The sequence below is a fragment of the Erwinia sp. TECH1 genome (assembly GCF_054057575.1).
Genome location: NZ_JBSRZK010000001.1, coordinates 2,941,879 through 2,962,796 on the forward strand (window position 1 = coordinate 2,941,879; position 20,918 = coordinate 2,962,796).

The 20,918-nt window shown below is 55.1% G+C and carries 24 protein-coding genes; 18 read left to right on the forward strand and 6 right to left on the reverse strand.

Going from position 1 to position 20,918, the window contains the following annotated elements:
• Positions 1-110: 110 nt before the first annotated feature.
• The 4 genes from ACVWZ0_RS13850 to ACVWZ0_RS13865 all read right to left on the reverse strand — a co-directional run bounded on the left by ACVWZ0_RS13850 (position 111) and on the right by ACVWZ0_RS13865 (position 3,036).
• Positions 111-410 carry a hypothetical protein gene (locus ACVWZ0_RS13850; protein WP_253460489.1) on the reverse strand — a complete coding sequence of 100 codons (300 nt, stop codon included), beginning with the start codon at positions 408-410 and terminating at the stop codon, positions 111-113.
• A complete protein-coding gene (locus tag ACVWZ0_RS13855; protein ID WP_367399477.1) occupies positions 407-1,969 on the reverse strand; it encodes a DUF7940 domain-containing protein in 1,563 nt (520 codons plus the stop codon). The genes ACVWZ0_RS13850 and ACVWZ0_RS13855 overlap by 4 nt, the downstream gene beginning before the upstream one ends.
• Entirely contained in the window at positions 1,966-2,433 is a 468-nt protein-coding gene (locus ACVWZ0_RS13860; protein ID WP_125288002.1) for a glycoside hydrolase family protein, read from the reverse strand. The genes ACVWZ0_RS13855 and ACVWZ0_RS13860 overlap by 4 nt, the downstream gene beginning before the upstream one ends.
• 237 nt (positions 2,434-2,670) lie before the next feature.
• Positions 2,671-3,036 (reverse strand): antiterminator Q family protein, encoded by a 366-nt coding sequence (locus ACVWZ0_RS13865; RefSeq protein ID WP_253460486.1) that lies wholly within the window; start codon positions 3,034-3,036, stop codon positions 2,671-2,673.
• 287 nt (positions 3,037-3,323) lie between these two features.
• Between ACVWZ0_RS13865 and ACVWZ0_RS13870 the strand changes: the two genes are divergently transcribed.
• Entirely contained in the window at positions 3,324-3,962 is a 639-nt protein-coding gene (locus ACVWZ0_RS13870; protein WP_253460483.1) for a LexA family transcriptional regulator, read from the forward strand.
• A 399-nt stretch (positions 3,963-4,361) separates the two neighbouring features.
• On the forward strand, positions 4,362-4,535 hold the full coding sequence (locus ACVWZ0_RS13875; RefSeq protein WP_253460480.1) for a hypothetical protein: 174 nt from the start codon (positions 4,362-4,364) through the stop codon (positions 4,533-4,535).
• 254 nt (positions 4,536-4,789) lie between these two features.
• Here ACVWZ0_RS13875 and ymcF read toward each other — a convergent pair whose 3' ends face one another.
• A complete protein-coding gene (gene ymcF / locus ACVWZ0_RS13880) occupies positions 4,790-4,981 on the reverse strand; it encodes a cold shock small protein YmcF (RefSeq protein ID WP_367317858.1) in 192 nt (63 codons plus the stop codon).
• Positions 4,982-5,939: 958 nt separating this feature from the next.
• Between ymcF and ACVWZ0_RS13885 the strand changes: the two genes are divergently transcribed.
• Positions 5,940-6,128: a hypothetical protein gene (locus ACVWZ0_RS13885; protein WP_253460476.1), complete on the forward strand. Its 189-nt coding sequence runs from the start codon at positions 5,940-5,942 to the stop codon at positions 6,126-6,128.
• A 171-nt stretch (positions 6,129-6,299) separates the two neighbouring features.
• On the opposite strand, the gene fliE is transcribed toward ACVWZ0_RS13885, so the two are convergent.
• Positions 6,300-6,611, reverse strand: coding sequence for a flagellar hook-basal body complex protein FliE (gene fliE, locus ACVWZ0_RS13890; protein WP_253460474.1), 312 nt, complete (start codon positions 6,609-6,611; stop codon positions 6,300-6,302).
• Positions 6,612-6,855: 244 nt separating this feature from the next.
• Here fliE and fliF point away from each other — a divergent pair, with 244 nt between their 5' ends.
• The 15 genes from fliF (at position 6,856) to ACVWZ0_RS13965 (ending at position 20,883) form a co-directional block, all read left to right on the forward strand.
• Positions 6,856-8,574 (forward strand): flagellar basal-body MS-ring/collar protein FliF, encoded by a 1,719-nt coding sequence (gene fliF, locus ACVWZ0_RS13895; RefSeq protein WP_253460472.1) that lies wholly within the window; start codon positions 6,856-6,858, stop codon positions 8,572-8,574.
• Positions 8,571-9,563 carry a flagellar motor switch protein FliG gene (gene fliG, locus ACVWZ0_RS13900; protein ID WP_253460469.1) on the forward strand — a complete coding sequence of 331 codons (993 nt, stop codon included), beginning with the start codon at positions 8,571-8,573 and terminating at the stop codon, positions 9,561-9,563. The genes fliF and fliG overlap by 4 nt, the downstream gene beginning before the upstream one ends.
• On the forward strand, positions 9,556-10,260 hold the full coding sequence (gene fliH / locus ACVWZ0_RS13905) for a flagellar assembly protein FliH (RefSeq protein ID WP_253460466.1): 705 nt from the start codon (positions 9,556-9,558) through the stop codon (positions 10,258-10,260). The genes fliG and fliH overlap by 8 nt, the downstream gene beginning before the upstream one ends.
• Entirely contained in the window at positions 10,260-11,624 is a 1,365-nt protein-coding gene (gene fliI / locus ACVWZ0_RS13910) for a flagellar protein export ATPase FliI (protein WP_125288010.1), read from the forward strand. The genes fliH and fliI overlap by 1 nt, the downstream gene beginning before the upstream one ends.
• Positions 11,625-11,634: 10 nt before the next feature.
• Positions 11,635-12,081 (forward strand): flagellar export protein FliJ, encoded by a 447-nt coding sequence (gene fliJ / locus ACVWZ0_RS13915; RefSeq protein WP_125288011.1) that lies wholly within the window; start codon positions 11,635-11,637, stop codon positions 12,079-12,081.
• On the forward strand, positions 12,078-13,388 hold the full coding sequence (locus ACVWZ0_RS13920) for a flagellar hook-length control protein FliK (protein ID WP_253460464.1): 1,311 nt from the start codon (positions 12,078-12,080) through the stop codon (positions 13,386-13,388). Before fliJ ends, ACVWZ0_RS13920 begins: the two co-directional genes overlap by 4 nt.
• A gap of 144 nt (positions 13,389-13,532) precedes the next feature.
• Positions 13,533-14,012 (forward strand): flagellar basal body-associated protein FliL, encoded by a 480-nt coding sequence (fliL, locus tag ACVWZ0_RS13925; RefSeq protein ID WP_125288013.1) that lies wholly within the window; start codon positions 13,533-13,535, stop codon positions 14,010-14,012.
• A 6-nt stretch (positions 14,013-14,018) separates the two neighbouring features.
• On the forward strand, positions 14,019-15,026 hold the full coding sequence (gene fliM, locus ACVWZ0_RS13930; RefSeq protein ID WP_253460461.1) for a flagellar motor switch protein FliM: 1,008 nt from the start codon (positions 14,019-14,021) through the stop codon (positions 15,024-15,026).
• Positions 15,019-15,426, forward strand: a complete 408-nt coding sequence (fliN, locus tag ACVWZ0_RS13935) for a flagellar motor switch protein FliN (protein WP_125288015.1) — start codon at positions 15,019-15,021, stop codon at positions 15,424-15,426. Before fliM ends, fliN begins: the two co-directional genes overlap by 8 nt.
• Positions 15,427-15,464: 38 nt before the next feature.
• Positions 15,465-15,896, forward strand: coding sequence for a flagellar biosynthetic protein FliO (gene fliO / locus ACVWZ0_RS13940; protein WP_125288318.1), 432 nt, complete (start codon positions 15,465-15,467; stop codon positions 15,894-15,896).
• Entirely contained in the window at positions 15,893-16,627 is a 735-nt protein-coding gene (gene fliP / locus ACVWZ0_RS13945) for a flagellar type III secretion system pore protein FliP (RefSeq protein ID WP_125288016.1), read from the forward strand. Before fliO ends, fliP begins: the two co-directional genes overlap by 4 nt.
• 83 nt (positions 16,628-16,710) lie before the next feature.
• Positions 16,711-16,980, forward strand: coding sequence for a flagellar biosynthesis protein FliQ (gene fliQ / locus ACVWZ0_RS13950; protein ID WP_125288017.1), 270 nt, complete (start codon positions 16,711-16,713; stop codon positions 16,978-16,980).
• On the forward strand, positions 16,981-17,766 hold the full coding sequence (gene fliR, locus ACVWZ0_RS13955) for a flagellar biosynthetic protein FliR (RefSeq protein WP_253460458.1): 786 nt from the start codon (positions 16,981-16,983) through the stop codon (positions 17,764-17,766). It begins immediately after the preceding gene.
• 643 nt (positions 17,767-18,409) lie between these two features.
• On the forward strand, positions 18,410-19,045 hold the full coding sequence (gene rcsA / locus ACVWZ0_RS13960; RefSeq protein WP_253460455.1) for a transcriptional regulator RcsA: 636 nt from the start codon (positions 18,410-18,412) through the stop codon (positions 19,043-19,045).
• Between the two features lie 152 nt (positions 19,046-19,197).
• Complete coding sequence (locus ACVWZ0_RS13965) at positions 19,198-20,883, forward strand: methyl-accepting chemotaxis protein (RefSeq protein WP_253460452.1); 1,686 nt, start codon at positions 19,198-19,200, stop codon at positions 20,881-20,883.
• The last annotated feature ends 35 nt before the right edge of the window (positions 20,884-20,918 follow it).

The window sequence follows — 20,918 nt, forward strand, 5'->3', positions numbered from 1 at the left end:
TATCATTGTGCACATTTATTTCCTTCACTGTCCTGATGTCCATGAGTTTCCAGTCTTCCCCGTATGTTTTAATAGGTGAGAAAAACGTACAGGATGAATCCACAATTAGCCTAGGGCTGTTTGTCGTTGTATTGCGACTCGCGCAGCTTGCGACGAGCGTCGTCGTCATTAAGAGCATTATTAGCGGCCTGAACATTTTTGGCTTCCTCGCTATTTTTTGCCTGCTTTTCAGCAACGGCGGAAATTTGCGCGCTTTCAACCTTTGCGGCCTGAACGTCCGCTTTCGCTTTCTCCTGCACCTTGCCGGTTTTTTTACCGCCGAACCAGCTGGCCACGACTGCCGCGATTACTACGCCGATCCCGGCAAGGACATGCCAGCTCCCGTTAAATAAGGCGAGGAAACTTGTCATGATTTCTCTCCCGGTTTAGGCTGCGTTTCCGGTGCCACAGGGGCTGAAGCAGGTGCTGCCGCCGTATGCGAACCGCCTGGCCTGCCGGCTACGGCAGTTTGATCCGACGTTACTACCGAAACTTCAGGCGCTACGGGCGTTGATACCGGCGCTACGGGCGTTGCGTCAGAGTCCGCAGGTGCCGGGTCAGATGGCGTCGTTGCGTCAGGTGCCGTCGTTTCCGGCGTGACCGGCCTGCCGGGTACCGCGGTTTGCTCCGACGTCACGACTGACACCTCAGGCGCCACGGGCGTTGATACTGGTGCCGCAGGCGTTGAGTCAGATTCCGCAGGTGTCGGATCGGGCGGCGTTGTCGTTTCTGACATGGTCGGCCTGCCGGGTACCGCGGTTTGCTCTGACGTCACGACCGACACCTCAGGCGCCACGGGCGTTGATACCGGCGCTGCGGGCGTTGAGTCAGATTCCGCAGGCGCTGCGTCAGGCGGCGTCGTTGTGTCAGATTCCGCAGGTGCTGCGTCAGGCGTCGTTGTCGTTTCCGGCGTAACCGGTCTGCCGGGCACCGGAGTTTGCTCCGATGTCACGACTGAAACCTCAGGTGCCACGGGCGTTGATATCGGCGCGGCGGGCGCTGAATCAGAGTCCGCAGGCGCTGCGTCAGGCGGCGTCGTTGCGTCAGGCTGCGTCGTTGCGTCAGGCTGCGTCGTTTCCGGCGTAACCGGCCTGCCGGGCACCGGGGTTTGCTCCGATGTCACGACTGAAACCTCAGGCGCCACGGGCGTTGATACCGGTGCCGCAGGCGTTGAATCAGATTCCGCAGGTGCTGCGTCAGACGGCGTCATTGCGTCAGGCTGCGTCGTTTCCGGCGTAACCGGCCTGCCGGGCACCGGAGTTTGCTCCGATGTCACGACTGACACCTCAGGTGCCACGGGCGTTGATACCGGTGCCGCAGGCGTTGAATCAGATGCCGCAGGTGCTGCGTCAGACGGCGTCGTTGCGTCAGGCGGCGTCGTCGTTTCCGGCGTAACCGGCCTGCCGGGCACGGGGGTTTGCTCTGACGTCACGACCGACATCATGGCTGAGGAGGATCCCATCCCCGATGCTGCTGCCATTGGCATTGCTAATATCTCTGGCATCACCGAGCCGGAAGCCATAGCCGGCGCCGTAACCGCGGTTAGCGGGTTAGCGACCGGCACCCGAATTGGCCTTATTTCCGCCGTTGGCCCGGCGGCCAGCTGCCCTTTTTCCGCCGCTAATTTTTTCTGTCGGATAAACTGGGCGATTACCGCCATCGCGACCATAAAAGAGGCCAGGAAGCCCAGAAAATGCTGCGGAATAACCGTTTTTACATCCTCAGGCAGGCCGTTCCACGCGCTGGAAGCGGAATCCGGGAAGGACTGCACCCAGGCGCCGATGGCCGAGCCGGCGGAGGCCAGCCAGACAGACCAGGTTTTGAACAGGAGCTTAGCGTGGGCTACCAGCTGGATGTTGCCGTGTTTACTGCTCCACCAGACAATAAACCCGATCGCCATCACAATAAGAATAAAGAGGATAAATTTCATAACGCCCCCTGCCACGCATCATAAGTTCCGCTGCGCATAGCCTCTGCATGACGCTTCGCTCGGGCAGGCGTCTGTTTTGCCCAGAGGCTGCTCAGCATTCCTTCCGCCGCGCCTGAAAAGTTTTTATTGGAAATCATGACCAGCGTATTTTTAAACGCGGCCAGCCCGTCGATGCCAAGCTGATAAGCCATACTGTAAAGCACATCAGCGCGAGCTTCGTTGCACTCTTTGAGCGCGGCTACTAATACCGGTCTGTTATTCATTTCCTTTATTTTGTCGTTAATTATTTTTTGCATCCATACATCGCCGACCTCACGCGGAACGGTGAATGAATAATATTTCAGCGGCGCCTCTTTGGGGCCAATGAGAATACCGCACCCCACCGTTGGGTAGCCTTCAGTATCGATATATGGCTTCTCTTTATAGCCTTCTTCATAGGCCAAAATTTGAATTATCTTACTCATTTTTCACCCCTTCATCGAATAAGCCGCCGTAGCGGAATGGATAAGGACCTTTCCCCGGTGAAAATGAATTTTATATTTATGCAGGCGGTTTAAATTGCCTTTCTAACACACTAGAACCGAAATTGCGTACGCAACCAATTTTTCTTAAAAAAATTTTCAAGCTATAGGAAAAGATATTTAAAGTTAAAGGAATTTTTTAAAGGAAATAAAATATTTAGGCCCGTAACGAGGCGAAAATTATTTTTCGCACTCCAGCTCTACCTCCAGCGCGCTCAGCACGCCTTCAACAAAGCCCTCGGCGGTTTGCAGCTGTTTACGAATGGTGCCGTCCGCACAGCGACGACGGCGCGCAATAGAGCGCAGTGAGATCCGATAGTGATAGTGCGCCACCAGCAGCGCATGTTCGTCAGGATGATTAATTTTCAGTCTGCTGATGCAGCTATCAAGGATCATGCCGTCGTTATCACTACAGGTAGGACGATCGGAAGGCGCGGCGGTAATCAATCCGCGGAATCCGGCGGCGATGTGTGAATAGCTGACGCCGCTCTGTTCCGTCGCCGCCCAGCCTCCCCATTTTTCCAGCAAGCGTTTCATGTCTCGCATCTTGACCCCCTCAGAGTGAGTAAAGCAGAAGAAAAAATGAAGTTTCCCACACTTTCTCTTAACACCTGCTAATTTCAAAACGGTACTGTTTTTTTGCGTGCGGCGCTGCCGCTTCGCTTGTTTTCCCTGGGTCAAATGGGTTGCCAGCGGTTAGGCTGGACGGCCTGATTGTCAAAGAGCGGGCGTGCTGAAACTGATAGCCTGAAGGAAGAACTTTTATCCGCTTAAGTATCAACACACCTTAATTAATAGCATAGGTTATTAAACCTGCCAATAGCAAAGCGTGTTTGACGAAAAATACGCGTCGCTATAAATTCTGGTATATGAAACCGAATACACTCGCCTACCGACTGAACATGGCTATGACCATGATGGGGATCACCCAGGGTGCTTTAGCTAAAGCATCGGGCGTATCACAACCTACGATCTGGCGTCTGACCAAGGGAGAGGCCGAAGGGTCGCGCAAACTGGTCGATATTGCCAGAGCGCTGGATGTTAATGTGCAATGGCTGGCCAGCGGCGAAGGAGAGATGCGCGGCAACGCTGGGCTGAGCGCTATTGATAAAGTAAAAAGTGGATCGACGATTCCGGTCTGGGGACCGGAAGGGAAAACAGGGGAAATAGTCTCTTCGCCCAATGGAGTAAAGGCGAAGAAGACCTGGCGCGCCTACATTCTTGACAGGAACAGTGGCTGCGCGGAAGCCACTACCGGCAGCATCGTTATTGTCGATACCGACGTACCACCCGAATCTGGAGATTTGGTCATGGCCAGGGTGAGTTCACGCATCTCGGTTTATCGCTATCTGGAAGGCCCCTCCAATGGTTTTTTAACCGTGGACGATCCCCGATTGCCCGCCGTAGAACTCTCCGATGAGTCAGAACTGATTGGCGTAGCGATCTTTCTAATCCGTGATTTAAGGCGATAGTTACTGACATCCTGCCCTGGCAGAATGGTTTCTTTGTAACGCCCCCCAGACACTCTGTGCAGCACAGATATCATCAGCTTATCCTCGCGAAAACCCATCCTCTGTAACAGTTAATCTGCGCAGAGGCTTTGGCGCATTGATTCAACTGAATAGATTAGTAAAGCTTTTAATAACATCGCCAGAATAATACGTAAAAAAAGCGTCAATAAAATAATTAAGCAAACAAAAACAACAACTTAAGCCAATAACAAAAGTTATACTTGCAATACCTATTGATATTAATAATAACTATGGCTATTGTTTTTTAAGGTGGACAAATTCCCCCCACTTAACATTCCTCATCGCCTTGTTTAAGTCGCTGGGAAATCGACTAATTTGCCCGTAACCGGAGGGTTGTTTATGACCATTATCATCTGGAAAAAGTCCCGTCCTGCCGGCACCAGCAAGAGCCGTTATAAGGCCAGACGTGCCGAGATGCAGAAGGTGTTGGCGCAGGAAGAACAGCTTGCCCGGCGGATAACGCGAACGTTGGCGGGCTGCAGTTTGAGGGTGCTGAAGGCGGTACACAAGTGACACAATGGCCTGCTCCTGTAATTTATACTGGTTTTATATACAGTATTATTTCTTTTACCGGGCAGGCAAGTTTTTTTCATAGCGGCTGGTACGGTTTTAAAGGTCGTTCTCCCCTTCCCACCGTTCCCCCGTACTGTCGCAGGGCGCAACAGTGCAGGTCTGCGCAGTAAAATGCGCGCAGGCCGACGGAAAATCAGGCCCGATCGGCGTTAGCAGCGTGACAGGCCGGAAAAAAACTTTTTTGGGGCGATAGACTAGCTGGCGAAAGCTTTGTAGCTAACCGTCATGGTGGCTTTGCAGAAGATGCAGTTAGCGCCGTGAGGATTTTTAGGCGTGATACTGTGGAGCGAGAAGCGGTACTGACATCCGTGGCATGTCGGACATCTGAATTTGATAGGAGGAATAAGTAGCCTTAGTTTTACGAAATTGAAGCTCCAGCCTAACACTCCCTGCCGTCTCTGTCGAATCTAACACCCGTTCCACATCAATAAATGCGATTATTTATTCCGTCAAACTGCTTCGTTGACGTTGGTGAAGTTCTTAAAGCCGCTTCTGATATGGATACGCCTGCTAAAACGCCATCACAGCGCTGTCACAGCATTTTTATCCATTAACGTCCTGTCACCCTGGTAGCGTGCCGTAACGGTGTCAGTCGCTCGACAGCGGCTCTGAAGCGGGCTGCCGTCATAGCAGCCCGGATCCTGCGGATCCTTGATATATTCACGGCCTTTAAGGCCTTTTGCCGACATTAAGACTAAACTCAAGAGGCATTTACCCCGGTAGACATAATCCGGATAGCGTAGTCGTACCACCCCCTTGTCAAGCCTTACGCCTTTCACACTCAGAAACAGTCAAATCTTGTTTATCAATTCTTTGCGGGGGATTTTACCGTGGTGTTTTTTGCGACCCGTTTCCGGCTACCGTACGTAACCAGAAGCAGGGTAAAAAAAATCAGAGCTGAGCCAATCAACGTTTCCATTAAAAGCCTGCCTTAATGATTTGATGAAGTCCCTATTTTTGCCCGACGCCGCTAAACGCTTTGCCAACATGCTGCATAAATGTCCTGTTCTGCCCTTCTGGTAAGCGCTATCTGACGCCGCTATAACGATTTTTTGCTCCCGTTTTGCGAAGGGTTATGCATTCTTCTGCAAGTCGGCTGTAAGAGATTTTATTTTTTGGAATAAACGTCAGATCTGAAAGAAGTTGTCGGTGACAGCCTTTCGGCAACAGGCTTAGGATACAAAACGAAGTCAGAGAAAAGTCAGGACAGACCGTTACAACGGATGCCAAAAGCAGTATGGCAAGGGAGCGTAACTTATGCGAAGGCAAGTAAAGAAAACAGTCAGCTTGCCGTTCCCGGCGTTAAACCAGCCTCATGACGGCCAGATCAGCGGAGAAGAAAGGATGCTTAACCGAATCAAAAAACTGGAAGAAGATATGTACATCGTCCGGACAGACGTGGCGGTCATCAAGGCCAGCTATGCCACACGGGCAGACGTCAGCGAAGCGAAACAAAGCATTATTTTATGGGTGGTAAGTGCCATTTTTCTGGTGCAGCTTTTACCTGCTTTTATTCACTACTTCAGCCCTTAAGCCGGCAGGCCACGGCATTCGCCCGGCAAAGCTGCTGCTGGCATCCGTAAGCCAGCCAGATGCGCAATGGCGCGATGGCCCTACCCCAGAAACGTTGGCGCCCAGGCCTGCGTATGGCCCTGGCGCGAAATACGGCGGTAATAAGCGGTTTTAAACCAGAAGGCTGGCGGACTATACCTGCATATTCATCACTTCGGAGTAGGCATTGACCAGCTTGTTGCGCACCTGAATGCCCATCTGCATAGAAAGCGATGCCTTCTGCATATCGATCATAACGTCATTCAGGTTCACGCCGGGTTTACCCAACTCAAAATCCTGCGCCTGCGTACGTGCTTCAGTTTGCGTATCGCTGATTTTGTTCAGCGCAACTTTCATCGCGTCTGCGAAATCTGCGTGGCTGACCGCATCGGTCTGCTTACCGCTTGCCTGAATCGCTGCGGTCTGCAGCTGCTGCATTACGCTCTCAATACCCTGAATTGCCATGACTTACCTCGGTTAGAAAAGGGAGAAGATTTTTGCTGTGTGAAAACTTACCACAATGTCAATAAGACAAAGCCCGTAAATAAGAGCAAAAGTCATAGCTTATCCAGCCATCGAATTTTTCATTTCAGAAAATAATGGCACCCCATAAGAGGTGGATTAATTTGTTTAGCCAGCACATCAGGGAGTCAGATTTGTTACGACACTACACGAAACAGTCCGGTCAACTGTCAGGCGGGAAAGAGTCATGAATGCAACTGTCACGCAGGATCAACCAGAGAAGAAAGGTTTGAACGACCTTTTTGCTCGTTTAAAGGCAAATCCTCGCATCCCGATTATCATCGCTGCGGCGGCTGCCGTTGCCATTGTAATCGCCATGGTGCTGTGGGCCAAACAGCCTGAGTACCGTGTGCTTTACAACAACCTCAGCGATGAAGATGGCGGCGCCATCGTCACTCAGCTGACCCAGATGAACATTCCTTATCAGTTCGATGATAAGGGCGGCGCGCTGATGGTGCCCGCTGAGAAAGTGCACGAGCTGCGTCTGCGCCTGGCCCAACAGGGCCTGCCGAAAGGCGGTGCGGTCGGCTTCGAACTGCTGGATCAGGAAAAGTTCGGCATCAGCCAGTTTAGCGAGCAGGTTAACTACCAGCGCGCGCTGGAAGGCGAACTGTCCCGTACTATCGAAACGTTAGGCCCGGTCAAGAACGTACGCGTACATCTTGCCATGCCAAAACCGTCGCTGTTTGTGCGTGAACAGAAAGCGCCAACCGCATCGGTTACCCTGACGCTGCAGCCCGGCCGTGCGCTGGACCAGGGTCAAATCAGCGCCATCGTGCATATGGTATCCAGCAGCGTTGCCGGCCTGCCGCCGGGCAACGTGACCGTGGTCGACCAGGCCGGTCATCTGCTGACGCAGTCCGATAATGCCGACCGCGATCTGAATGACGCGCAGCTGAAATACGCCAGCGATGTGGAAACCCGCTACCAGCAGCGTATCGAAGCGATCCTGAACCCGATTTTGGGTAACGGCAACGTACACGCTCAGGTAACGGCGCAGATTGATTTTAATGCTCGTGAGCAGACCGACGAGAAGTATCAGCCCAACACCGATCCTTCTAAACAGGCGATCCGCTCACGGCAGAGCAGCAACAGCGAGCAGTCCGGCGGTCAGTCCGGCGGCGTGCCCGGCGCACTCTCTAACCAGCCTGCGCCTGCCAACAGCGCGCCGGTGACGACGCCAGCTAATGGCGCAAACGGTGCGAACGGTGCGAACGGTGCAAACAGCACCACGGCGAACAACGCCACGGCAAACCAGAACAGCAGCACGACAAAAACCGGGCCGTTAAGTAGCCGTAATGATGACACCACGAACTACGAAGTAGACCGCACCATCCTGCATACCAAGATGAATGTAGGTGAAGTACAGCGTCTTTCTGTAGCCGTAGTGGTGAACTACAAAACCGACGCGGCCGGCAAGCCGATAGCGCTGACCGATGCGCAGCTGAAGCAGATTGACAACCTGACGCGTGAAGCGATGGGCTATTCAGAGCAGCGCGGCGATACGCTGAACGTGGTGAACTCCCAGTTCAACGATACGCAGGAAATCGGTGGCGACCTGCCATTCTGGCAGCAGCAGTCCTTTATCGACCAGATAATGGAAGCCGGACGCTGGTTGCTGGTACTGATTGTGGCCTGGATCCTTTACCGCAAGCTGGTTCGTCCACAGCTGCAGCGTAAAGCGCTTCAGGAGAAAGCGATGGTGGATGCCGCGACCCAGGCAAGAGCGGGCAGCGATGACGATGCCGTCTCCGTGAAGCTGTCGAAAGACGAGCTTGATCAAGAACGTAAGTCTCAGCACCGCATGAGTGCTGAGGTAATGAGCCAGCGTATTCGTGAGATGTCGGAAAACGACCCACGCGTGGTGGCTCTGGTCATTCGCCAGTGGATGAAGGACGAACTATGAGTCTCACCGGTACCGAAAAAAGCGCCATTCTGATGATGACGATTGGCGAAGACCGCGCGGCCGAGGTGTTCAAACACCTTGGTGCCCGCGAGGTGCAGCACCTGAGCGCCGCGATTTCAAATATGCGTCAGGTTTCTCACAAGCAGCTGACCGAAGTACTGCATGAGTTTGAAAACGATGCCGAACAGTTTGCGGCGCTGAGCGTTAACTCTAACGACTACCTGCGCTCCGTACTGACTAAAGCGCTGGGTGAAGAGCGCGCAGCCAGCCTGCTGGAAGATATTCTGGAAACCCGCGAAACCACTACGGGCATGGAAACGCTCAACTTTATGGAGCCACAGGCGGCGGCAGACCTGATCCGCGACGAGCATCCGCAGATCATTGCTACCATTATGGTACACCTGAAGCGTTCGCAGGCGGCCGATATCCTGGCCCAGTTCGACGAGCGTCTGCGTCACGACGTGATGCTGCGTATCGCCACCTTCGGCGGCGTGCAGCCAGCGGCGCTGGCCGAGCTGACCGAAGTACTGAACGGCCTGCTCGATGGTCAGAACCTCAAGCGTGCGAAGATGGGCGGCGTGAGAACCGCAGCGGAAATCATCAACCTGATGAAGACGCAGCAGGAAGAAGCGGTTATCGAAGCGGTACGCGACTTCGACGGCGAACTGGCGCAGAAAATTATCGACGAAATGTTCCTGTTCGAAAACCTGGTGGAGGTCGACGACCGCAGCATCCAGCGTCTGTTGCAGGAAGTGGAATCGGAATCGCTGCTGGTGGCGCTGAAAGGCTCCGAACAGCCGCTGCGCGAGAAGTTCCTGCGCAACATGTCGCAGCGTGCGGCAGATATTCTGCGCGACGACCTGGCGAACCGTGGCCCGATGCGTATGTCGGCAGTGGAAAGCGAACAGAAAGCCATCCTGCTTATCGTTCGTCGTCTGGCGGAAAGCGGCGAGATGGTGATTGGCGGCGGCGAGGAACAGTATGTCTGATAAATCTTCACTTCCCTGGCAGCGCTGGCAGCCCAACGATCTTGGGCAGCCGAATAAGCCGCTGATGGCCTCGTTCGACGAGCCGGAAGCGCCGCTGGCGGATCTGACAGACGATCCGTTCAGCCAGCAGCAGTCTGAGCTGGAGCAGATGCAAAACCAGGCGCGCAGCGAAGCGCAGGGCCAGGGCTATGCCGAAGGGCATCAGCAGGGGTTCAGTGAAGGACAGAAAGCAGGCTATGAAGCCGGCTTTCAGCAGGGGCTGGCCGAGGCGCAGCAGCAGCAGGCGCCGCTTCAGGCCCGTATGCAGCAGCTGGTCTCTGAGTTTTCCCACACGCTGGAAGCGTTGGACAGCGTGATCGCCGCCCGTCTGATGCAGCTGGCGCTGGAGGCCGCTCGCCAGGTGATTGGCCAGGCGCCGCACGTCGACGGCACCGCCCTGCTTCGTCAAATCCAGGGCATGATCCAGCAGGAGCCGATGTTCAGCGGTAAACCCACGCTGCGCGTGCATCCGGATGATTTACAGCGTATTGAGCAGTCGCTGGGCGCCACGCTCAGCCTGCACGGCTGGCGCCTGATGGCGGACAGCACTATCCATCCCGGCGGCTGTAAAGTCAGCGCCGAAGATGGCGACCTTGACGCCAGCATCGCTACCCGCTGGCACGAACTCTGCCGCCTTGCCGCGCCGGGAGAACTGTAATGACCACCTCTCGCCTGTCGCGCTGGCTTGGCGCGCTTGACTCTTTCGAACAGCGTCTGGCCAATGTGCCGGACGTTCGCCGCTATGGTCGCCTGACCCGCGCCACCGGCCTGGTGCTGGAAGCGACCGGCCTGCAGCTGCCGCTGGGCGCGACCTGCGTGATCGAGCGCATGGACGGCAACGGCGTCAGCGAAGTCGAGAGCGAAGTCGTCGGTTTTAACGGCCAGAGGCTGTTTTTGATGCCGCTGGAAGAAGTAGAAGGCATTTTGCCTGGCGCGCGCGTGTATGCCCGCGTGGCCGGCGACAGCCAGCACAGCGGCAAACAGCTGATGCTTGGCCCGGAGCTGCTGGGACGCGTGCTCGACGGCAGCGGTCGGCCGCTGGACGGGCTGCCTTCGCCGGAAACCGGCTATCGCGCGCCCTTGATTACGCCGCCGTTTAACCCGCTGCAGCGTACGCCGATTACCGACGTGCTGGACACCGGCGTGCGGGCCATTAACGCCCTGCTGACCGTGGGTCGCGGCCAGCGTATGGGCCTGTTCGCCGGGTCCGGCGTGGGTAAAAGCGTGCTGCTGGGCATGATGGCGCGCTACACCAAAGCCGACGTAATTGTGGTTGGGCTGATTGGCGAGCGTGGCCGTGAAGTAAAAGACTTTATTGAAAATATTCTGGGCGCCGAGGGCCGCGCGCGCTCTGTAGTGATCGCGGCGCCAGCGGATGTTTCTCCGCTGCTGCGTATGCAGGGCGCGGCCTACGCCACGCGCATCGCGGAAGATTTTCGCGATCGCGGCCAGCACGTGCTGTTGATTATGGATTCCCTGACTCGTTACGCCATGGCCCAGCGTGAAATCGCCCTGGCTATCGGTGAGCCGCCTGCCACCAAAGGCTATCCGCCTTCCGTTTTCGCCAAGCTGCCCGCGCTGGTGGAACGTGCCGGTAACGGCATTGATGGCGGCGGCTCCATCACCGCTTTTTATACGGTGCTGACCGAAGGCGATGACCAGCAGGATCCCATTGCGGACTCCGCGCGCGCCATTCTTGACGGTCACATCGTGCTGTCGCGTCGCCTGGCGGAGTCGGGCCACTATCCGGCCATTGATATTGAAGCGTCGATCAGCCGCGTGATGTCGCATCTGATCGACGATACGCACTATGCGCGGGTTCGCCAGTTCAAACAGCTGCTTTCCAGCTATCAGCGCAACCGCGATCTGGTAAGCGTGGGCGCCTATGCCGCCGGCAGCGATCCGACGCTGGATAAAGCGATCAAGCTCTATCCGGAGCTGGAAACCTTCTTACAGCAGGGCATGTTTGAGCGCAGTACGTTTGACGACGCCTGTCTGCATCTGCAGGCAATTTTTGGTTAAGGGCTGACTGATGGCAAAACACGCATCGCCAATTGAAACCTTGTGCGGCCTGGCACAGAAAGATCTGGAAAAGGCCGCCATCCAGCTGGGCGACGTTCGTCGCGGTCAGAAACAGGCTGATGAGCAGCTACATATGCTGCTGAACTATCAGGACGAATATCGCAAAACGCTGAACACCACCATGGCGGAAGGGATTAACAGCACCCGCTGGTACAACTACCACCAGTTTATCGAGACGCTGGAAAAAGCGATCGAACAGCATCGCCAGCAGCTGGCGAACTGGAACGGCCGGGTAGAAAACGCATTGCGCCTGTGGCGCGACAAGCAGCAGCGGCTTCATGCTTATGAAACCCTACAGGCTCGCGCGGCAGCAACCGCACTATTACAGGAAAACCGTCTCGATCAGAAACGGATGGATGAATTTGCCCAACGGGCATCATTGAGGAAAGGCGAATGATGACTTTGCCACTGGTTAACACGGCGGCGAAAACCGCGACCGCTTCCACTAACGGCGCGGCGGCGGATGCTACCGATATCGGCACGGATATTGGCGGTGCGGCTACGGCCGACGGCGCGCAAACCGGCAACGCGGGCTTTCTGTCGCTGCTTGGCAATAAGCTGCTGACGCTGGCGCAGCAGGGGCAAACAGCCCTGCCCGCCTCGGCGACGGCGGCCGTTGCCGCTGCCGACGATAAAAATGCCGCCTCGCCGAAGGCGAAACTGAACGCGCTGCTGGCCGCGCTGGATAAACCGGAAACGCTGAACTCGCTGCTACAGTCCGCGAAAACGCCGTCGGAAGACAACGCGATCGCGCTGACTAAAACCCAGGACGACAGCGAAACCGCCGCCGCCGCGACGCCCCTGAGCAGCAGCGATATGCAGGCGCTTCAGGCGCTGTTCGCCATGCTGCCGCAGGCGCAGCAGCAGCCGACCGCAGCCCTTGCCAAAGGCGGCGATAGCCTGACCGAAGGCAATATCAAAGGCAGCAACGCTAACGCTACCCTTGCCTCGCTGTTAGCCAGCGCGGGCGGAGCTAAGACGACAGCCGTCGACGGCGATGAAACCGCAAAAGACAGCGACAGCAGCATGCCGCTGAGCAGCACTAACACCCTGAGCGCAGCGGCCGGCACGCAGAAAGGCGATATCGCTACGCTGAACAGCGCCTTCCAGCAGGTGCTGGGCCAGGTGACTAAAGACAGCGATAAAGACAGTGCTGCCAGCCAGACAACGATTACACCTGGTGTTATCAGCGCTGCTTCCGCCGCCGTGACGCCAGCTACAACCTCGCTGGTTAGCGCACCGGCTACGCCGCAGCTGAGCTCTCAGCTGGGCAGCCCGGAATGGCAGCAGGCGCTGGGCCAGCAGATTGTGATGTTCAGCCGCAACGGTCAGCAGACCGCCGAGCTGCATCTGCATCCGCTGGATCTGGGCAGCATCCAGATTAGCCTGAAGCTGGACAGCGATCAGGCGCAGCTGAGCATGGTGTCGAACCACAGCCAGGTGCGCGCCGCGCTGGAGGCCGCCATGCCGCAGCTGAAGGAAGCGCTGGCGCAGAGCGGCATCAACCTTGGGCAGACCAACGTCAGCAGCGACGCCCAGGCGCAGAGCCAGAGCTTTAGCGGCCAGCAGGAGCAGCGTAATAACAGCCGTGGCAACACCTTTAGTCTTGCTGCCGACGCCGACAGCGAGATCACCCCTATCGCCGTTCCTGCCTCCCTCCAGGCGCGCGCTTCGGGCAGTAATGCCGTTGATATCTTCGCCTGACGATCACAAACGCCAAAGCTAACGGCAAAACCCGCGTCTTTTCGCCCTATTGTTTAGCGAGCGATGCGGGATAATCTGCCCATAACGTCGTCAGAGAGCAGGCACTCCCGGCTCTTGAACATACTCACAGGAATTATCGCCCGTATGACTGAGAAGAAAGCCAAAAGCGGCAAACGTAAACTCTTGATTATCCTGATAGCGCTGGTGGTTCTGGCCGCTTGTGGCGCAGGAGGCTATCTGGTCTGGCATAAAATGCACGGGTCTGCCGACACGGCAAAAGCTGAAAAGCCTGCGCCGCCGCCTGCACCGGTATTCCTGGCGCTGGATACGTTTACCGTTAACCTGATCAACCCGGATAACGATCCCGATCGCGTGCTTTACGTTGGCTTCACGCTGCGTCTGCCCGATCAGGAAACGCTGCAGCGCGTAAATGATTATCTGCCGGAAGTTCGCAGCCGCCTGCTGCTGCTGCTCTCTAACCAGAACGCCGCGTCGCTGGGCAACGAACAGGGCAAGCAAGAGCTGGTCAAACAGATTAAAGCCACGCTTGCGCCGCCGCTGGTGCCGGGACAACCTCCGCAAAAGGTGACGGACGTTCTGTTCACCGCCTTTATCCTGAGGTAGGGCAAAATGGCCGACAGCATTCTCTCACAAGCGGAAATTGACGCGCTGCTTAACGGCGACAGCGACAGCGCGGCGGAAGAAAACGTCAGCAGCGCGGGCGACAGTGATATTCGTCCTTACGATCCCAATACCCAGCGTCGCATGGTTCGCGAACGTCTGCAGGCGCTGGAGATCATTAACGAACGCTTTGCGCGTTCATACAGGATGGCGCTGTTTAACCTGCTGCGTCGTAGCCCGGATATCACGGTAGGCGCGATTAAAATTCAGCCGTATCATGAATTTGCTCGCAACCTGCCGGTGCCGACGAACCTGAACCTGATCCACCTGAAGCCGCTGCGCGGTACGGCGCTGGTGGTGTTTTCGCCAAGCCTGGTGTTTATCGCCGTGGATAACCTGTTTGGCGGAGACGGTCGCTTCCCTACTAAAGTAGAAGGGCGCGAGTTTACGGCAACCGAACAGCGCGTCATTCGCAAGATGCTAAAACTGGCGCTGGAAGGCTACAGCGAAGCGTGGAAACCGATTTATCCGCTGGACGTGGAGTATGTTCGCTCCGAAATGCAGGTAAAGTTTACTAATATTACTACTTCACCTAACGATATCGTGATTACCACGCCGTTCCAGGTGGAGATTGGCAACCTGATTGGCGAGTTCAATATCTGCATTCCGTTCAGCATGATTGAACCGCTGCGTGAAACCCTGGTCAACCCGCCGCTGGAGAACTCGCGTCAGGAAGATCACAACTGGCGCGAGACGCTGGTGAAGCAGGTTCAGCACTCCGAACTGGAGCTGATTGCGAACTTTGCCGACGTCTCGATGCGGATTTCACGCCTGCTGGCCCTGAAGCCCGGCGATGTATTACCGATAGAAAAACCGGATCGCATTATCGCTCATGTCGATGGCGTGCCGGTCTTAACCAGCCAGTACGGCACCCTGAACGGGCAGTACGCGCTGCGTGTGGAACATCTGATTAACCCGATTTTGAACTCGATGAATGAGGAACAGCCCCATGAGTGACACCAATAAGCCGTCCGTTGACGACCTCTCTGCGGACGACCTTTGGGCTGACGCGCTGAACGAGCAGTCAAACTCAACCAGCACCGCGTCCGAAGGGGTGTTTAAATCTCTGGAAAGTAATGATATCGCCGGTTCGCTCCAAGATATCGACCTGATTATGGATATCCCGGTCAAGCTGACCGTGGAACTGGGCCGCACCAAGATGACCATTAAAGAGCTGCTGCGTCTGACGCAGGGTTCCGTGGTGGCGCTGGAAGGCCTGGCCGGCGAGCCGCTGGATATTCTGATCAACGGTTATCTGATTGCCCAGGGCGAAGTCGTGGTGGTTGCCGATAAATACGGCGTGCGCATCACCGACATCATTACGCCATCTGAACGTATGCGTCGACTGAGCCGTTAATGACGACCGCCAGCCAAACGCAGCAGGAGCAAGCGCCAATGAGCACGGGCCAGCAGCAACCGGCGGCGCATTCGCCGGTCAACGTCGGACAAACGCAACAGCCGCCAGGCCAGCCGGCCGCTTCCACCGGTTCAGTGTTGACGCAGGTCAGCAGCGTGTTGGCCGTGATTATTCTGTTGATTCTGGCCTGCGCCTGGCTGGCGAAACGATTTGGCTTCGCGCCCAAAACGGGCAAGCGCGGCCAGCGGGATATCTCGATCAGCGCCAGCTGCCAGGTTGGGCAGCGCGAGCGCGTGGTTATCGTTGACGTGCAGGATGCCCGGCTGGTGCTGGGCGTGACCGCACAGCAGATCACCCATCTGCATACCCTGCCGCCCTCACCGGTGCAGGAAAATCCGGAAGAGCCGCAGCCCGCTGGCGATTTCCGTCAGGTGTTAGAGCTTATTAAACGCGCCGGAAAACCAAAATGAAACGCATTCTTCCTTTCTTAGCGCTGCTGCTGCTGCTGGCGCCTGAAGTTCACGCCCAGCTGCCGGGCCTGGTCAGCCGTCCGACGGCTAACGGCGGTCAGAGCTGGTCGCTGCCGGTGCAGACGCTGGTGTTTATCACCTCGCTGACTTTCCTGCCCGCTATTTTGCTGATGATGACCAGCTTTACGCGCATCATCATTGTTTTCGGCCTGCTGCGTAACGCGCTGGGCACGCCGTCCGCGCCGCCAAACCAGGTGCTGCTCGGCCTGGCGCTGTTTCTGACCTTCTTTATTATGAGTCCGGTGTTGGACAAGATTTATCAGAACGCCTATCTGCCGTTCAGCGAAGACAAGATCAGTATGCAGGACGCGCTGGATAAAGGCGCGCAGCCGCTGCGTGAATTTATGCTGCGGCAGACTCGCGAAGCGGATCTGGCCCTGTTTGCTCGCCTGGCCAACTCCCCGCCTTTGCAAGGCCCGGAAGCGGTGCCGATGCGCATTCTGCTGCCGGCCTACGTGACCAGCGAGCTGAAAACGGCGTTCCAGATTGGCTTTACCGTGTTTATCCCGTTTCTGATTATCGACCTTGTCGTCGCCAGCGTGCTGATGGCGCTGGGGATGATGATGGTGCCGCCCGCGACCATCGCGCTGCCCTTTAAGCTGATGCTGTTCGTGCTGGTAGACGGCTGGCAGCTGCTGATTAGCTCGCTGGCGCAAAGCTTCTATTCATAATAATCGGGCGACGACGTCGCCCGGCAAAAATCGCGGCGCTGCCTGTCGCGACGATATAGGCCCTCAATTTTCCCGGAGTCGTGATGACACCAGAATCGGTTATGTCAATTGGTCATGATGCGCTGCACGTTGGGCTGATCCTGGCCGCACCTCTGCTGCTGGCGGCGCTGGTCAGCGGTCTGCTGATTAGCCTGCTGCAGGCGGCGACGCAAATCAACGAACAAACGCTCTCTTTTATTCCAAAAATCCTCGCCGTCGTTGCGACCATCGTCGTGGCTGGCCCGTGGATGCTGAGCCTGGTGCTGGACTATATGCGCACCCTGTTTACCAACCTGCCTAATATGATCGGTTAAATGATTAACTTCGACAGCAGCCAGCTGATGTTATGGATGGGGCAACTTTTTTGGCCCCTCGCCCGCGTGCTGGCGTTAATCATGACCGCCCCGATCCTCAGTGAAAAATCGATTAGCAAAAAGGTTAAGCTCGGCTTAGGCCTGATGATTACCTGGGTTTTGATCCCCACGCTGCCGCCGGTTAATGTGACCTTATTCTCAATTGGCGGCTTCTGGCTGCTGATTCAGCAGATTCTGATTGGCGTGGCTATCGGTTTTACGATGCAATTTGCCTTTGCGGCAGTCAGAACCGCAGGTGAAGTCATTGGTTTGCAGATGGGTATCTCTTTTGCCACCTTTTTCGATCCTTCAAGCCGACTGAATATGCCGGTGCTGGCCCGCTTTATGGATATGCTGGCCATGCTGCTGTTTTTATCTTTTAACGGTCACCTGTGGTTAATTTCTATGGTCGCCGACAGCTTTCATACGCTGCCTGTTGGCGGAGAGCTGATTAACGGCAACGCGTTTCTGGCGTTAACGAAAGCAGCCAGTCTGATTTTCCTTAATGGAATGCGATTAGCGTTACCCCTGATAACGCTGCTGCTCATCATTAACCTGGCACTGGGTTTGTTAAACCGTGTTTCACCTCAGCTGTCGGTTTTTGCCATCGGCTTTCCTATCACCTTATCAATCGGTCTTATCTTCCTGAGCCTGATGATGCCGCTCCTGGCCCCGTTTTGTGAGCATTTATTCAGCGAAGTATTTGATTTACTCTCACAGATCCTTAGCGAACTTCCTGCCAAATAAACTTAAGTATTCAGAACCACCTCAAGAGAGGCCCAGGGTGCATTGTTAAGCGTGTAGAATGTTTTTGCACATTTTTCAAACCGCCGATACCAGAAAATTCTTAAGGAAAATCTGATTAATCGCTTCACCCGATGAAAATTATTCTTATTAAATGCCAGTTAGCGTATTTTGTTTAACGAAACGGATGCAATGTTGCTTAAATGTTAAGCATCGGAGTGAATAAAAACGTCTGTTTTTACTGGAAATTTTATTTTTTGCCGTTATTCTTGTAGCAAATCGTATTTCACAGCAGGTTTAGTGCCCTATACAGCGGCACACATTCGCGTGATGAATGTTTTTTAGGATTCGTCCTATCAGATTTCTCTGCGTTCTGCGCGATAGTGGCGAAGTTCACAAAGCAGTGCGGCAAACTTCTGTCAGATCCTCCATCTGTCTACGGATGTTTTACCGCGTTGGTAGTGGGTGGTTTGCCTAAACTAAACGGTTACATCGAGCATGGACAGGTTTGTTCAGCGTCCGCTAACAGACTTAATGCTGAGTACAAATAATAAAATTGAAAACAGAACATATTACTCTCGTAACTTACACAACGCGTAATTCATCGTTAGTTTAAACGAATAACAATTTGGTGAGGGTCGCAGTTATGCCAACAATTATAATGGATTCATGCAGCTACACACGCTTAGGTCTTACTGATTATATGTCCGTCAAGGGAGTTAAAAAGAAAAACATAACTTCCGTTACCGACATCGATCAGCTTCAAATTAAATGCCAGCAGCTCCAACCGGGCGTTGTATTTATTAACGAAGATTGTTTTATTTATGAAGCAGATGCCAGCCAGCGTATAAGAGACATTATTACGCAGCATCCTGACACGCTGTTTTTCATCTTTATGGCTATCTCTAACATCCATTTTGAGGAATACCTCTACGTTCGTAAGAACCTGATTATTACGTCAAAATCGATTAAGCCTGCTACACTCGATAACTTACTTCTGTCCTATTTCCAGAAGAAACTCAACGTGTCGCCTCGCTATTCCGCTGGCTTCGATGTTCATCCATTGACGCTAAGCCAAACCGAGTCGAACATGCTTAAAATGTGGATGTCCGGTCACGATACCATTCAGATCTCGGACAAAATGCAAATTAAAGCCAAAACGGTTTCTTCGCATAAAGGCAATATTAAACGCAAGATTAAGACTCATAATAAACAGGTCATCTATCATGTTGTGCGCCTGACTGATAACGTCACCAGCGGTATCTACGTCAACGTACGCTAAGCGTTAAAGAAGCCGGCTTATGCCGGCTTTATTTTATCCACTAATGTTAACAGGATCACACTTTTCCGTTAACCTTTCGCCTCTCTCTGCCGATGAGTTGTAAACAAAGCGAAGCCTGTCGCTTCGTTTACCCAGACAGAGAGCACAAGGACATGACACCACTCCCCCAACCCGAAGGTTCTTCTCACTTAAGTTTCTGGCAGCATCTGCGCCTCGTTCCCCTGTTCACCACTATTCTCGGTGCCATCCTGTTTCTGTTCGCCCTGTGCATCGGCCTGGCGAGCTATTATCTGATCCAGAGTAATCAGTCGCTCAAGGACGTTACCGAAGAGATCCAGGTACGTATGGCTATCTCTAACAGCTCCAATCACCTGCGTACGGCCCGGCTGAATATTATTCACGCGGGCGCGGCGGTGCGCATTGGCGATATGGATCTGTTTAACGCGAATCTTAAACAGGCGGAAAAGCGTATTCAGCTGGCTGGCGAGAATTTTAAAGCCTACACGCAACGGCGCATTAAAACCCCGGCGGACGAAGCGCTGGATGGTGAATTGACCACCCGCTTTACGGCCTATGTCAGCGAGGGTTTGCTGCCAATGGTAAAAAGCGCCAAAGACGGCAGCTTTGAAAATGTGATAACGCGAGAAACAGATTTCACGCGCGGCCTGGATAATGACTATAACGCCGTACTGCTGAAAGCCATCGCCATTCGTACCCAGCGCGCCACCGCCATTAACGCGGGCGCGGAGGCGCAAACCCGCATGGGCTTTATTATGATGGCCGGCGCTTTCGCCGCCGCGCTGCTGCTGACGCTGGCTACCTTTATCTTCCTGCGTCGCGTGATCATTGCCCCGCTACGCCAGGCGGTGCAGCGAATTGAGCGTATTTCGCATGGCGATCTGACCGCGCCGCCGCAGGCCTGGGGCCGCAGTGAAATCGGCGCGTTGGGCAGCAATCTGCAAACGATGCAGCAGGCGCTGGTGAAAACGGTCGGCACGGTGCGTGAAGGTGCGGTAGCTATCTATCAGGGCTCGACCGAAATTTCGGCGGGCAATACCGATCTATCCTCCCGTACCGAGCAGCAGGCGGCGGCGCTGGAAGAAACGGCGGCCAGCATGGAACAGCTGACCGCAACCGTGAAGCAGAATGCGGAAAATGCGCACCATGCCAGCCAGCTGGCGGGCGACGCCTCCGGGAAAGCCCGCCAGGGCGGGGATATCGTTTCCGGCGTGATCGGCACCATGAATAATATTTCCGCCAGCTCAAAGAAAATTGCTGAAATTACCACGGTTATCAACAGCATCGCATTCCAGACCAATATTCTGGCGCTGAATGCCGCCGTTGAAGCGGCGCGGGCGGGCGAACAGGGTCGCGGTTTCGCCGTGGTGGCCAGCGAGGTGCGGAATCTGGCGCAGCGCAGTGCGGGCGCGGCGAAGGAAATTGAAGGGTTGATTGCCGAATCGGTCAGCCTGATCGATCGGGGATCGACTCAGGTCAGCCATGCAGGCGAGAGAATGACGGATATCGTCCAGGCCGTACACAGCGTTACGGAGATTATGGCCGAGATTGCTTCTGCTTCTGATGAACAAAGCCGGGGCATCCAGCAGGTGAGCCAGGCCGTATCGGAAATGGATAACGTTACCCAGCAGAACGCCTCGCTGGTGGAACAGGCCTCCGCCGCCGCCTCATCGCTGGAAGAGCAGGCCTCACGTCTGACGCAGGCCGTAGCGGCCTTTAATCTTAGCGGCACGCCGCAGCCGACTGCGCCAGTGCTGAAAACCAAAGCGGCACCATTGCGTCCGGCGCTGGCGGACGGCGATAACTGGGAAAAATTTTAGAACGGGCGTAAAAAAGGGCGAATTGCTTCGCCCTT